Below are 12457 nucleotides of genomic sequence, written 5' to 3'. Positions count from 1 at the left end.
GCGCGCGTCCTCAGGACCGGTGCAACCGGCGAGCGGGCCGGGGCCCGGTGAGCCAGGGCCCTGCCGCCGCTTCGGACGTTGTGATCGTCGGGGGCGGCGCCGCCGGCCTCAGCCTCGCGCACCGGCTGACCGGCACCGGCGCCGTGACCGTGACCGTGGTGGAGCCGCCGGACGGTCCCACGCGCCCGGCGGAGCGGACCTGGTGCTACTGGGACGAGGACGACGGCGACCTCGGCGAAGCGGTCGCCGCGACCTGGCCCCTGCTGCGGGTGCACGGCCCCGACGGTGGCGCGCTCACCGTCGATCCCGCCCCCTCGCGCTACCGCATGGTGCGGTCCGCCGCGTACGAACGGCTGGTGCACGCGCGGCTGGCGCGCGCACCCGGTGGGCGTCTGCTGCGCGCCACGGCACAGACGGTGCGCGACGTACCCGGAGGCGCCGAGGTCCGCTGCACGGCACCCGGCGGCCGCGGTCTGACGCTGCGCTCCCGGTACGTGTTCGACTCACGCCCCCTGCGTGCCCTGCCGCCGGCCCGGACGCAGCTGCTCCAGCACTTCCGCGGCTGGTTCGTGCGCACCCGCACCGACCGCTTCGACCCCGCCGTCGCCGACCTGATGGACTTCCGGGTGCCGCAGCCCCGGCACGGGCTCGCCTTCGGCTACGTCCTACCGCTGGCCCCGGACCGGGCGCTCGTCGAATACACCGAGTTCTCCCGGGCCCCGCTGACCACCGCGGCGTACGAGGCGGCACTCGGCCACTACGCCCGCGAGATCCTGCGCCTCGGGGCGTTCAGCGTGGAGACGGCGGAACAGGGCGTCATCCCCATGACCGACGCCCGCTTCCCCCGGCGGACCGGCCGGGCCGTCTTCCGCATCGGGACGGCGGGCGGCGCGACCCGCCCCGCCACCGGCTACACCTTCGCCGCGGTACAGCGCCACAGCCGGGCCATCGCCGCCGCCCTGCGGGACGGCCGCGGCACCGTGCCCCCACCCCACGGGCGGCGGGCGCTCGCCATGGACGCGGTACTGCTGCGGGCCCTGGACACCGGACGCGTCGACGGCCCCGCGTTCTTCACCGACCTGTTCCGCCGGACCCCGGCTCCGCGACTGCTGCGCTTCCTCGACGGCGCCACCTCGTTCCGGGAGGAGTGGGGCATCGGACTGCGCGCGCCGGTGGTCCCGATGCTCCGTACCGCGGCCGAACTGCCCTTCCTGCCCCGCCGCCCCCACCCCGCCCCACGAACCGGAGAGAGCCCCCGATGACCCTGCTGCGCGACCACGACCTGGCACGCGCCTTCGACCACGCGTCCCACGCCTACGACCGTCTCACCGCCCTCAGCCCCGGCTACCGCGCCGACCTGCTGCGCTCGGCCCGCCGGCTGCGGCTGCCCCGGGACGGGGCCGGTCTGCACCTGCTCGACCTCGGCTGCGGTACCGGCGCCTCCACCCGGGCCCTGCTGCGGGCCGCGCCCCGGGCGCGGATCACCGCTGTGGACGCCTCCTCGGGCATGCTGCGGCGGGCGCTGGCCAAGCCGTGGCCCGACGAGGTGCGCTTCCTGCACCTGAGCGCCGAGGAACTGACGACGGCCGGAGAAGGCCCGTTCGACGCGGTCTTCGCCGCCTACCTGTTCCGCAACGTCACCGACCCGGACGGAGTCCTCCGCTCGGTGCGGACCCTGCTGCGGCCGGGCGGGCGCCTCGCCGTCCACGAGTACAGCCTCGGCGGCTCCCCGGCGTACCGCGCCCTGTGGACGGCCGTCTGCCGGGGAGTGATCATCCCGGCGGGCACGCTCTCCGGGGACCGGGCCCTGTACCACCACCTGTGGCACAGCGTCCTCGCCTTCGACACCGCGCCGGCCTTCACCAGCCGGCTGACGCGGGCCGGGTTCACGGACGCGCGCGTACTGCCCCTCGCCGGGTGGCAGACCGGCATCACGCACACGTTCGTCGCCCGCGAAGGCTCCGCCCCGGCAGCGGAGGCCGCCCGATGAGCACCCGCGCCGACCGCGCCGCCCGGCGCGGCCGGGACCGCAAGGCCGAGGTCCTGATGCCCGCGCCCGGCCGGGACCGGTTCGGGCGCGGGGACGCGCCGTCCGTCGCCGTGGTGGGCGGCGGGATCGCCGGTCTCGCCGCGGCCACCGGTCTCGCCGAACGCGGCGCCCGGGTGACCCTCTACGAACGCGAGGAGACCCTGGGCGGACGCCTCGCCGGCCACCGGACCCGGCTGGCGGACGGCTCCGAGGTGACCATGAGCCGCGGCTTCCACGCCTTCTTCCGCCAGTACTACAACCTGCGAGGCCTGCTACGGCGCACCGACCCCGCCCTCACGCGCCTCACCTCGCTGCCCGACTACCCCCTGCGGCACAGCGGCGGACTCACCGACAGCTTCGCCAGCGTCCCGCGCACCCCGCCCCTCAGCGCCCTCGGGTTCGTCGCCCTCAGCCCCACCTTCGGCTGGCGCGACCTCACCGCCCTGGACGCCCGGGCGGCGCTGCCGCTGCTGGACGTGCGCGTGCCGGAGGTGTACGCGCGCTTCGACCAGATCAGCGCGGCCGGCTTCCTGGAACGCGTCCGCTTCCCCGAGGCCGCCCACCATCTGGCGTTCGAGGTGTTCTCGCGGAGCTTCTTCGCCGACCCGCGCGAACTGTCCGCCGCCGAGCTGATGCTGATGTTCCACATCTACTTCCTCGGCTCGTCCGAAGGACTGCTCTTCGACGTGCCCGGCGAGCCCTTCCCGCGGGCCCTCTGGGAGCCGCTCGGCGCCTACCTCCAGCACCTCGGCACCGACATCCGCACCGGCACCCCGGTCCACGGCGTGGACCCCGTCGCCACCGGGGGCGCCGAGGTGCGCACCGGCACCGGCGCCGACCGGCACGACGCGGTGGTGCTCGCCCTGGACACCGGGGGACTGCGGCAGACCGTCGCCGGCTCGCCCGGCCTCGGTGACGGCCCCTGGCGCGACGGCATCGCCGCCCTGCGCACCGCCCCGCCCTTCCTCGTCTCGCGGCTCTGGCTCGACCGCCCGGTCCGCGCCGACCGCCCGGGGTTCCTCGGCACCAGCGGCTACGACGGCCTGGACAACATCAGCGTCCTGGAACGCTACGAGGGCGAGGCCGCCCGCTGGGCCGCGCGGACCGGGGGTTCGGTCGTGGAACTGCACGCCTACGCCGTCGCCGCCGGGGCGGACCCGCAGACCGTGCAGAACGAACTGCTCGGGCAACTGCGGCGGGTGTACCCGGAGACCCGTGAGGCGCGGGTCGTCGACGCCCGGCACGAGTGGCGCTCGGACTGCCCGCTCTTCCCGGTCGGCACCCACCACCGGCGCCCCACCGTGACGACTCCTCACCCGTGGCTGACGCTGGCCGGTGACGCGCTCCGCTGCGACCTGCCCGTGGCCCTGATGGAACGCGCCGCCACCACCGGCTTCCTGGCGTCCAACGCCCTGCTCGCCCGGTGGGGCGTCCGCGGCCAGGTGCTGTGGACCGTCCCGAGGGCGGGCCGCTCCCCGCTGCTGCGAGCACTCGGCACGCTCGCGCGACGCCCGGCACGCCGGTGACGCCGTAGTGCCGCACGGGCAGTGACGGCCGGGGCGGTGACGCCGTATCACCGCACGGCTCGCGACGAGCGGGACGGCGCCCCCGCCCCGCCGAAGGGCCCGTGGGGTCGGCTCAGCCGGGGAAACGCCCGGTGCTGCGCAGTGCCCAGCGCCGCTCGGCGTAGGCCAGGTCGTCGCGCCACAGGCGCCCGGCCGTCCGCCGCATCAGGGGGCGCAGCACGGGGGCGGCGGCCCGGGCCAGCGCGAAGCCGCGCCGGTCCGAGGTGGCGACGACGGCCTCGACCACGGCCGTCCGCGGCCGTTCGCCGTCCGCGGCGGTCAGCGGCGTGGCATGCGTCTCCACCACGGACGTGGCGCCCTCGCCGTCGGTGATGCGCATGACGACGGTGCGCGGCTCGGGCGCGGTGAACTCCGCCCGCACCGGCACCACCAGACGCCCCGCCACCCGGAAGGAGACGTCGACGACGAAGGCGTCGTCCTCGTCGCCCCGCGGTTCCCGGGCGACCGTCAGGTCGACGAAGGAGTGCGGGTGGAACCAGGACCCGTGCCACGGGTCGAGCCGGTTGGCCACCACGTCCTGCGGTTCGCACCGCCCGACCGCCGTGAACACGGCGTCCACGCCGCTGCCCGGAGCGGGACGCGCCGGAACCACGGGCCGCTGCGACGGCTCCTCACCGCCGACCGCGTCCAGCCGCACCCACACCAGCACCCCGTCGTCGTGGACGGGGTACGGCTGCCAGCCGGCGAACGGGGAGCCGTCCAGCGCCAGTCCGTGCCAGTGGCACACCAGCGTGCCGCACACCACCCGGCTGTCCCGCAACGGGGCACCCAGGTGCGGGCAGACGCCCGGACCCGCGTGGAGAACGCCCGCCTCCGAGCGCCACAGCACCACCTCGACCCCGCCGATGGTCCGGCCGCGGGGGCTGCCGCCGGGGCGCACGTCCCGGGAGGCACCGGCCACGAACCAGTTGCCGCAGGGCCGGGCCGACGCCCGTTTCAGGGCCTCGGCGATCACCGCCGGGCGCGCCTCCCGCCAGGTCGGTCGCTGCTCCGCCCAGGCCGGTCCGCGCCGCCGCCGCAACGGCGGCGTCCAGCGCGCCCGGTCCGCCCGGTCACCCACGGCCCGTCTCCTTCCGCTCCAGTAGCGCCGCCCCGCCCGCCGCCGGCGCCGGGCACGTCGAACGGGCCCGCCACCGGGCGCCGGCCACCCGCAGGGCACCGGCCGCCGCGGTGGCCGCCCGCCGCCGCCGGGGCACCACCGCACGCCGGTGCAGCACGGTGTGGCCGTGCCGCGCGATCGCGTCGAGGATGCCGCCGTACAGCGTGAACGCGGTGCGGATGCAGGGGCGTACCCGCGGGTCGAGCATCGCGATGCCCGGCTCCGCCGTCCGGTACACGTCCCTGGTCATGGCCTCGGCCGCGACCAACGCCGCCCGGATCCGCGGGTCGTGGCGTCCGGTGCGACGGCTCCACTCCAGGAGCGGCCGGTCCACGCCGTGGGCGGCGAGCAGGTCGGCGGGCAGGTAGACGCGACCGCGGTCCAGGTCCTCGCCCACGTCCCGCAGGAAGTTGGTGAGCTGGAAGGCGACCCCGAGGGCCGCCGCGTGCGGCGCGGCCTCCTCGCGCGGGACGACCGTGCCGAGCACGGGCAGCATCTGCAGGCCGATCACCGCGGCCGAGCCGTGCATGTAGGCGCGCAGGTCGGCGTAGGTCGGGTAGTCCGTGACGGTCAGGTCGGCCCGCATCGAGGCGAGGAAGTCGGCGAACAGCGTCACCTCGATGCCGTACCGGTCGGCGGTGTCGGCCACGGCCCGGACCACCGGTTCGGCTCCGTCGCCGGTGCGCAGGGCCTGGGCGAGATCGCTCTCCAGCCGCTTCAGCAGCAGGTCACGCTCGTCGGGTGTCCGGTGCCGGTCCACGTCGTCGACGATGTCGTCGGCCCAGCGCGCGAAGCCGTACAGGGCGTGCACGGCCGACCGGCGTTCCAGCGGCAGCAGGCGCGTGGCCAGGAAGTAGGTGCGGCCGTGGCGGGCGTTGAGCCGCCGGCACCGGCCGTAGGCGGCGCGCAGTCCGGGGTCGGTGATCCCGGCGGCGTCCAGTTCACGACGGGTCATGGGCACCTGCTCCGGTCGGGGCGGACGGGAGACGCTCCGCGGCCGGGCGGGGCCGGGACACCGGAGAGGGGCGTCCCGTGCCGCCGGTGACGCGGGCGGCGGCGAGCTTTCCGCTGATGAGCACGGTCGGTACGCCCACGCCGGGTGTGGTCCCGCAGCCCGCGAGCACGACGTTGTCCAGGCCGCGCACGAGGTTGCGGGGCCGGAACGGCCCGGTCTGGGCGAAGGTGTGGGAGACGGAGAACGGGCTGCCCGCCGCGTGTCCCTGGGCCGTCCAGTCGAGCGGGGTCACCAGGAGTTCCTGCTCGGCGCTGTCCGCGAACCCGTCGAGGCCGCGGCGTTCCAGCTCGGCGACCAGGCTGTCGCGGTAGCGCGGGCCGAGGTCCCGCCAGGCGGCGGCCGACGGCCCGACGTCGGTGTTGGGGCAGGGCGCCAGGACGTAGTGGAGATGGCGGCCCGGCGGCGCCAGGGAGGCGTCGTGCGCCGTCGGGCGGGTGATGAGCAGGGACGGGTCGCTCATCAGCGCTCCCGTGCGGGTCAGTTCGTCGAAGGTCCGCTCCCACGCGGCGCCGAAGGACAGCGTGTGGTGGGCGAGGTGGGGCCAGGTACGGTCGGTGCCCGCGTGCAGGACCACCGCGGACGGCGCGTGCCGCAGCCGTACCGGGCGCCGGGGTGCCCGGCCCAGCAGGCGGTGCGCGGCGGGCAGTTCACAGGTCAGCACCAGCGCGTCGCACGGGATGCGCTCGCCCGAGGCGAGATGGACGGCCCGCACCCGGCCCGCGGCGCGTTCCAGCGAGCTCACCTCCGCCGACCACCGCAGCTCGGCACCGGCCCGGGCCGCCGCGTCGGCCATCGCGCGGGGGAGCGCGTGCATGCCGCCCCTGGGGAACCAGACGCCGGCCACGGTGTCCATGTAGGCGATCACCGCGTAGGCGGCGAGGGCCCGGGCCGGGGCGACACCGGCGTACAGGGCCTGGAAGGAGAAGACCCGGCGCAGCCGGGCGTCGGACAGGAAGCGGCCGATCCGGCCGTCCAGCCGCCCGAAGCCGCCGAGCGCCGCCAGACGGGCCAGGTCGGGGTGCGCGAGCTGGAACGGCGAGTCGAAGTTGGTGTCGATGAAACGGCGCATCTGCGCCCGGTACAGCCGTTCCAGCCAGTGCCGCAGCCTGCGGTAGCCCGCCGCCTCGGCCGGGCCGGCGAAGCGCCGCACCTCCGCCTCCATGGCGTCGCCGTCGGTGTGCACGTCGAGCCAGGTCCCGTCCGCGAAGCCGGCCCGGTAGGCGGGGTGCAGCGGCATCAGCTCGACGTGCCGGGCGAGGCTGTCGCCGACGGCCGCGAACGCCTCGTCGGCCAGGTGCGGCATCGTCAGCACGGTGGGCCCGGTGTCCACCAGGTAGCCGCCGAGCCGTACGCGCCCGGCCCGGCCGCCCGGACCGGCGTCCCGTTCGACGAGGGTGACCCGGCGTCCGGCGCCCAGCAGGTGCAGGGCGCACGCCAGGCCGGACAGGCCGGCCCCCACCACCACGACATGATCGGTCAGCCCCGTGACCGTCCTCATACGAGCTCCTCCTCGGCGGGGCGCGGGGCGAGACCTGAGGCCCGCTCGACCAGGGCGGCGAACTCCCGCCGTACGACGGGGGCGGCGCCGGTCGTCTCGAAGTGCCGCAGAGCGGCGGCCGTCAGCTCCGCGATCCTCGCCTCCACCTCGGCCCGGGCACCCGTCCGCTCCAGCGCCGCCCGCATCCGCTCGACGGTGTGCTCCGGCCGCGTGTCCGCACCCGGGGCGAGTACCTCGGCGGCCTCGCGGTCGCCGGTGGCGCCGGCGAGCCGCACGGCGACGGCGAGGAGCGGGGTGAGCTTGCGGGCGCGCAGATCGCCGTCGGCCGGCTTTCCGGTCCGGGCCGGGTCGCCGAAGGCGCCGAGGAGGTCGTCACGCAGCTGGAAGGCCAGCCCCGCGCAGCGGCCGGCGGCACGCAGCACGTCCAGGGCCCGGGCGTCCGCACCGGCCAGTGCCGCACCCAGCGCCAGGGGCCGAGCGACCGTGTACAGGGCGCTCTTCAGGACGGCCACGTCCAGTGCCTCCTCGACGCCGGAGGAACCGCTCGCCTGCGCTGTCAGGTCCCGGTACTGCCCGGCGACCATCTCGGTGCGCATAGCCCGCCACTCGGCGTACAGGCGCGAGCCCTGCGGCGAGTCGAGCGCCGTCTCCGTCAGCAGATCGTCCGCCCACGCCAGCGCCAGGTCACCCGCGAGCACGGCGGCCGACGCCCCGAACGACTCGGCGGATCCGCCCGGCCGGCCGGGCGGATGTCCCCGGGCGAAGTCCACGTGCAGCGCCGGTGCGCCCCGGCGCAGCGGCGACCCGTCCATCACGTCGTCGTGGATGAGGGCGCAGGCCTGGAGCAGTTCGAGGGCGGCCCCCGTGCGCAGCACCGCCGCGGCGTCGCCGGAGCCGCCCGCGGCCCGCCAGCCGCACCACACGAACGCCGTCCGCAGCCGCTTGCCGCCCCGCCGGGTGAACGCGGCGACGCGCTCCGCCATGTCACGGGCGAACAGCGCGTCGGCGCCCCGGGCCTGCCGCACCCGCGCGTCGAGCACCCGTTCGAGGACGGCCTCCACGGCCTCCGTCACCCCGGGAGCGGTGAGCGGGGCGTCGTCCGGTTCCGCCGGTCCGGCCCCCGTCGGCCGTGGTCCCTGCATGCGCAACCCTCTCTCGCTTCCGGTCATTCGCACGCCAGTGCTTCCGCCGGGAGTGCTGTCCCGGATGCATCCGTCCGCCCCGCGGACGCGGGGACGCGGCTGTGCCGGCTCCTCAGTCGCGGCCCCGGGCCTGCCGGAAACGGGCCAGGCCGTCGCCGAGGTCGAGGAGCGGCGCGGGATAGCGGAGCCGGGCCCGCTCGTCCGCCGGGAGCCGCCAGGGCTCGTGCACCGCGGTGCCGCCGACCTCCGCCAACTCGGGCACCCACCGGCGTACGTAGGCGCCGTCCGGGTCGTGGCGCCTGCCCTGGAGCACGGGGTTCAGGACGCGGTGGGGGCGGGTGTCGGTGCCGGTGCCGGCGACCCACTGCCAGTTCAGCTGGTTGTTGACGAGGTCGCCGTCCACCAGGAAGTCCAGGAAGTGCCGGGCGCCGATGCGCCAGTCCACGTACAGCGTCTTGGTCAGGAAGCTCGCCACCAGCAGCCGGGCCCGGTTGTGCATCCAGCCCTCCTGCCGCAACTGGCGCATGCCCGCGTCGACCACCGGGTAGCCGGTGCGGCCCTCCCGCCAGGCGGCGATGTCCTCGGCCGCGTCGTCCTCGCCGCGCCACCGGTCGTGCCGGGTGCGGTAGTCCAGGACGGACGCCCCGGGCCGGGCCGCGAGGACCTGGTGGTGGAAGTCGCGCCAGCACAACTGGCGTACGAACGCCTCGGCCCCGGCGCCGCCCTTCGCACGGGCCCGCTGGACGAGTTCCACCGGCGAGAGCGCCCCGAAGTGGAGGTACGGCGACAGGCGCGAGGTCGCGTCACCGGCCAGATCGTCGTGCCGTTCCTCGTACCGGGGCAGGTCCGCCGCCGCCCACCGCGCGAACCGGTCGCGTCCCGCGCTCTCCCCGCCCGCCGGAAGGTCCGGCGACGTGCCGGACCCCCGGGACGGCGGCTCCTCGCCGCGCACCGCGTCGGGAACGCGCACGGCACGCGGCGCGGGCAGGGGCTCCCGCAGCCGCTCCCGGGACCAGCGGCGCAGGTACGGGGTGAACACGGCGAAGTGATCGGAGCCGGCCGGTGTCACGGAACCCGGCGTGACGGCGGTGATCACGCCGTCGTGCACCCGCAGCGCCACCCGGTCGGCGCCCAGTTCCTTGCGCAGCCGCTCCTCACGGCGGTGGGCGTAGCCGCTGACGCCCGCGGCGAGATGCACCGCCGTGGCCCCGCTCGCTGCGGCGACCGCGCGGACCTCCCGGGCGACCGGCCCGGTCCGTACGACCAGCCGCCCGCCGCGCCGGCGCAGCGAGGCGTCGAGGTCGGCCAGGCAGTCGGCGAGGAAGGCGGTGCGGTTGGGCACGTCGAAGCCGGCCGCGTGGACGGCGGGGTCGCGGACGAACAGGGGCACCACCTCGTCGGCCGCGTTCAGCGCGGCGTGCAGGGGCGGGTGGTCGTGCAGACGCAGGTCCGCGGTGAACAGGACGACCGCGACGGTCATGGTGTCACTCCTGGTGCGGTGGTGCGGGGCTCGCGTGGTGCTGCCTCTTGCTTCGCCCGGCCCGGGCCCGCCGGATGCGGCCGGCGCGCGGGGCGGCCCGGCGTGCGCTCCTGCGGCCCGCCGCGGTCCGGCGTCCGCCCGTGCCGCCCGCCGCGGCCCGGGCGATGTTGCGCGCCATGCCGCCGAACACGGCGGCGTGGAAGGGGGCGACGCTCCACCAGTAGGCGTGGCCCAGCAGACCGCGCGGATGGAACAGGGCGCGCTGCCGGTACCGGGTGCGGCCCTCGTCGTCGGTCTCGGCGTATATCTCCAGCCAGGCGAGGCCGGGCAGCCGCATCTCGGCGCGCAGCCGCAGCAGACGGCCCGGCTCGATCTCCTCGACCCGCCAGAAGTCCAGCGAGTCGCCGACCCTCAGGTGCTGGGTGTCACGGCGTCCCCGGCGCAGTCCGACCCCGCCGGCGAAGCGGTCCAGCCAGCCCCGAACCGCCCAGGCCAGCGGAGAGGAGTACCAGCCGTTGTCGCCTCCGATGCCCTCGACCACCGTCCACAGCGCCTCCCGCGACGCGTCGACCGGCCGGTGCCGCTCGTCCTGGTAGAGGCTGCCGCCGGCCCAGTCCGGGTCAGTGGGCAGCGGGTCGCTGGGGGCTCCGGGCACCGAGGCGGAGGACCAGCGCGTGGAGACCTGGGCCTCCCGCACCCTGCGCAGCGCCAGTTCCAGCGCCTCGTCGAACGGCAGCGGCCGGCCCGGGGCGTCCGGCACGTACCGGGCGATGTCGTGCTCGTGGCAGACGACCTCGTGCCGCAGCGACTCGGTCAGCGGCCGGGCGAGGGACGCGGGGACCGGGGTGACCAGGCCCACCCAGTGGCTGGACAGCCGGGGCGTGAGGACCGGGACCGGCACGATGAACCGCCGGCGCAGCCCGGCCATGGAGGCGTACCGGACCATCATGTCCCGGTAGGTGAGGACGTCCGGCCCGCCGATGTCGAAGGCCCGGTCGACGTCGGCCGGCATGGTGGCCGACCCGACGAGGTAGCGCAGCACGTCCCGGACCCCGATGGGCTGGGTACGGGTGTGCACCCAGCTGGGCGTGACCATGACGGGCAGGCGTTCGGTGAGGTAGCGCAGCATCTCGAAGGACGCCGATCCCGATCCGATGACGATGGCGGCCCGCAGCACCGTGGCGGGCACCGGGGAGGCGAGGAAGATCTCCCCCACCTCGGCCCGCGAACGCAGGTGCGGGGAGAGCGACGCTTCCGGGACGCCCCGGGGTGTGAGCCCGCCGAGGTAGACGATCCGCCGTACGCCGGCGGCGCGCGCCTGTTCGGCGAAGATCTCGGCGGCGGCGCGGTCGGTGTCCTCGAAGCCCGAGCCGGTGCCGAGGGCGTGCACCAGGTAGTAGGCGACATCGATCCCGCGCATCGCGGCGGCGACCGACTCCGGGTCCGTGACGTCCCCCTGCACGGTCTCGGCCTCCGCCGCCCAGGGGTGGTCGCGGAGTTTGCCGGGGGAGCGGGCGAGGCACCGGACGCGGTGGCCGGCCTCCAGCAGTTCCGGCACCAGGCGCCCGCCGATGTACCCGGACGCCCCTGTCACCAGGCAGTGCAGCCGCTGCCCGGTCGGCTCTCCGTCCGCAGCCATGGTCGTGCCTCCCGTCGTCCGCCACCGTCGCCGGGCCGCCGGATCACGGCCGGCCCCGGCACGAAGACTTCCCCCTCGGCACGCGTGGCGGATGCACGACACCAGGCTCCGCCGGCCGTTCAGCCGGGCGGAGCATCGGCACCGGCCGTCCGGGGGCCGAGGGGGCCGAGGGGGCAGAGGGGACCGGGAGGGGGGCAGGGCGTCAGGTACGCGACGGGTCCGACGGGTCACGCCCTGTGCCCCCGCGGGCCAGGACGCTCGGCCACCACGCCCGCGGCCCGATGTCGATCACCAGCGCGGGCACAAACTCCGCACGCGTGATGTTCCACCTGGCTGTCTGAACCCGGCTGGCGTTGATGGCGCAAGACCTCCTGGAGCGCTGCTCGGGGAGGCGGCCTGAGCCAGGAATCCCCTCACCTTCAGGGAGGGGGATTTCAAGAAGATCTCGTCGAGCGCGCCCTGCGCGGACTTCTCCGGCGGCTTCGGCCGGGACGGCCAGTAGGCGGTGCGGCCCAGCACCTGCACTACGCGGACGTCGCCAGAGGCCTCGCCCGTGACTACTTCCGGCCCCTGGCCCGCGGCACCGACGCGGCGCGCGGCAGGTTCACACCCGAGGAACTGGCGGTGGTCGTCCGGTTCCTCGCCGAGATGAACGCGGAACTCGGCCTCCTGCGCCGGGGCCCTGGCTGAGGGCCCACCCGGCGGCGCCTGGCCCGTCAGGGACGTGCCCCCCCGCATCCATGACCGTCATGAGCGGCGAAACACGGGCATGAAGCCACGAGACGAACTCCCGGTCGATCACCACCTGGCGACCGTCTACCGCTACGGCGCCGGCTTCTGCGGCCTGGTCCTGCTGGTGTTCGCGGGCCTCGGCCTCGCCGACGGCCCCGGGCGCGCGCGAACGCCGACTGCCGGAGTGATGCCCGCACGACGCGGCCGCGCCCGGCGTCGACGCGGCCGGGGGCCGGA

9 protein-coding genes and 1 pseudogene are annotated in these 12457 nt (G+C 76.2%); 4 read left to right on the top strand and 6 right to left on the bottom strand.

Features of this window, described 5'->3' with window-relative positions; translation table 11 throughout:
* Positions 1 to 47 precede the first annotated feature (47 nt).
* Genes ACZ5TL_RS22545 through ACZ5TL_RS22535 form a run of 3 tightly spaced genes read left to right on the top strand, consistent with a single transcriptional unit; the run spans position 48 to position 3555 of the window.
* Positions 48 to 1262: a lycopene cyclase family protein gene (locus ACZ5TL_RS22545; RefSeq protein WP_468591916.1), complete on the top strand. Its 1215-nt coding sequence runs from the start codon at positions 48 to 50 to the stop codon at positions 1260 to 1262.
* Positions 1259 to 1990, top strand: coding sequence for a class I SAM-dependent methyltransferase (locus ACZ5TL_RS22540; protein WP_468591915.1), 732 nt, complete (start codon positions 1259 to 1261; stop codon positions 1988 to 1990). The genes ACZ5TL_RS22545 and ACZ5TL_RS22540 overlap by 4 nt, the downstream gene beginning before the upstream one ends.
* Positions 1987 to 3555, top strand: a complete 1569-nt coding sequence (locus ACZ5TL_RS22535; protein WP_468591914.1) for an FAD-dependent oxidoreductase — start codon at positions 1987 to 1989, stop codon at positions 3553 to 3555. The genes ACZ5TL_RS22540 and ACZ5TL_RS22535 overlap by 4 nt, the downstream gene beginning before the upstream one ends.
* A gap of 112 nt (positions 3556 to 3667) precedes the next feature.
* Here the strand turns inward: ACZ5TL_RS22535 and ACZ5TL_RS22530 are convergent, their stop codons facing one another.
* The 6 genes from ACZ5TL_RS22530 to ACZ5TL_RS22505 form a co-directional block, all read right to left on the bottom strand.
* The gene (locus ACZ5TL_RS22530; protein ID WP_468591913.1) at positions 3668 to 4675 is read right to left on the bottom strand and encodes a DUF5914 domain-containing protein; all 1008 of its coding nucleotides are present in this window, start codon (positions 4673 to 4675) and stop codon (positions 3668 to 3670) included.
* Entirely contained in the window at positions 4668 to 5669 is a 1002-nt protein-coding gene (locus ACZ5TL_RS22525) for a phytoene/squalene synthase family protein (RefSeq protein WP_468591912.1), read from the bottom strand. The genes ACZ5TL_RS22530 and ACZ5TL_RS22525 overlap by 8 nt, the downstream gene beginning before the upstream one ends.
* Positions 5656 to 7227, bottom strand: a complete 1572-nt coding sequence (gene crtI, locus ACZ5TL_RS22520) for a phytoene desaturase family protein (protein ID WP_468591911.1) — start codon at positions 7225 to 7227, stop codon at positions 5656 to 5658. Before crtI ends, ACZ5TL_RS22525 begins: the two co-directional genes overlap by 14 nt.
* Positions 7224 to 8369, bottom strand: a complete 1146-nt coding sequence (locus tag ACZ5TL_RS22515; protein WP_468591910.1) for a polyprenyl synthetase family protein — start codon at positions 8367 to 8369, stop codon at positions 7224 to 7226. The genes crtI and ACZ5TL_RS22515 overlap by 4 nt, the downstream gene beginning before the upstream one ends.
* A gap of 112 nt (positions 8370 to 8481) precedes the next feature.
* Positions 8482 to 9849 (bottom strand): cryptochrome/photolyase family protein, encoded by a 1368-nt coding sequence (locus ACZ5TL_RS22510; RefSeq protein ID WP_468591909.1) that lies wholly within the window; start codon positions 9847 to 9849, stop codon positions 8482 to 8484.
* A gap of 4 nt (positions 9850 to 9853) precedes the next feature.
* Complete coding sequence (locus ACZ5TL_RS22505; RefSeq protein ID WP_468591908.1) at positions 9854 to 11488, bottom strand: SDR family oxidoreductase; 1635 nt, start codon at positions 11486 to 11488, stop codon at positions 9854 to 9856.
* 769 nt (positions 11489 to 12257) lie between these two features.
* Between ACZ5TL_RS22505 and ACZ5TL_RS22500 the strand changes: the two are divergent.
* Positions 12258 to 12371 (top strand): annotated as a pseudogene (locus tag ACZ5TL_RS22500) (DUF4383 domain-containing protein); the annotation flags it as partial.
* Between the last annotated feature and the right edge of the window lie 86 nt (positions 12372 to 12457).

This window comes from Streptomyces sp. NPDC033136 (assembly GCF_055578235.1).
Note: the sequence above shows the minus strand (reverse complement) of the source record. Positions and strands in the feature narration are given on the sequence as shown.

Coding starts and splice junctions, on each gene's coding strand:
- crtI (WP_468591911.1), bottom strand. CDS start 7,227: ATGAGGACGGTCACGGGGCTGACCGATCATGTCGTGGTGGTGGGGGCC.
- ACZ5TL_RS22535 (WP_468591914.1), top strand. CDS start 1,987: ATGAGCACCCGCGCCGACCGCGCCGCCCGGCGCGGCCGGGACCGCAAG.
- ACZ5TL_RS22515 (WP_468591910.1), bottom strand. CDS start 8,369: ATGCAGGGACCACGGCCGACGGGGGCCGGACCGGCGGAACCGGACGAC.
- ACZ5TL_RS22525 (WP_468591912.1), bottom strand. CDS start 5,669: ATGACCCGTCGTGAACTGGACGCCGCCGGGATCACCGACCCCGGACTG.
- ACZ5TL_RS22505 (WP_468591908.1), bottom strand. CDS start 11,488: ATGGCTGCGGACGGAGAGCCGACCGGGCAGCGGCTGCACTGCCTGGTG.
- ACZ5TL_RS22510 (WP_468591909.1), bottom strand. CDS start 9,849: ATGACCGTCGCGGTCGTCCTGTTCACCGCGGACCTGCGTCTGCACGAC.
- ACZ5TL_RS22540 (WP_468591915.1), top strand. CDS start 1,259: ATGACCCTGCTGCGCGACCACGACCTGGCACGCGCCTTCGACCACGCG.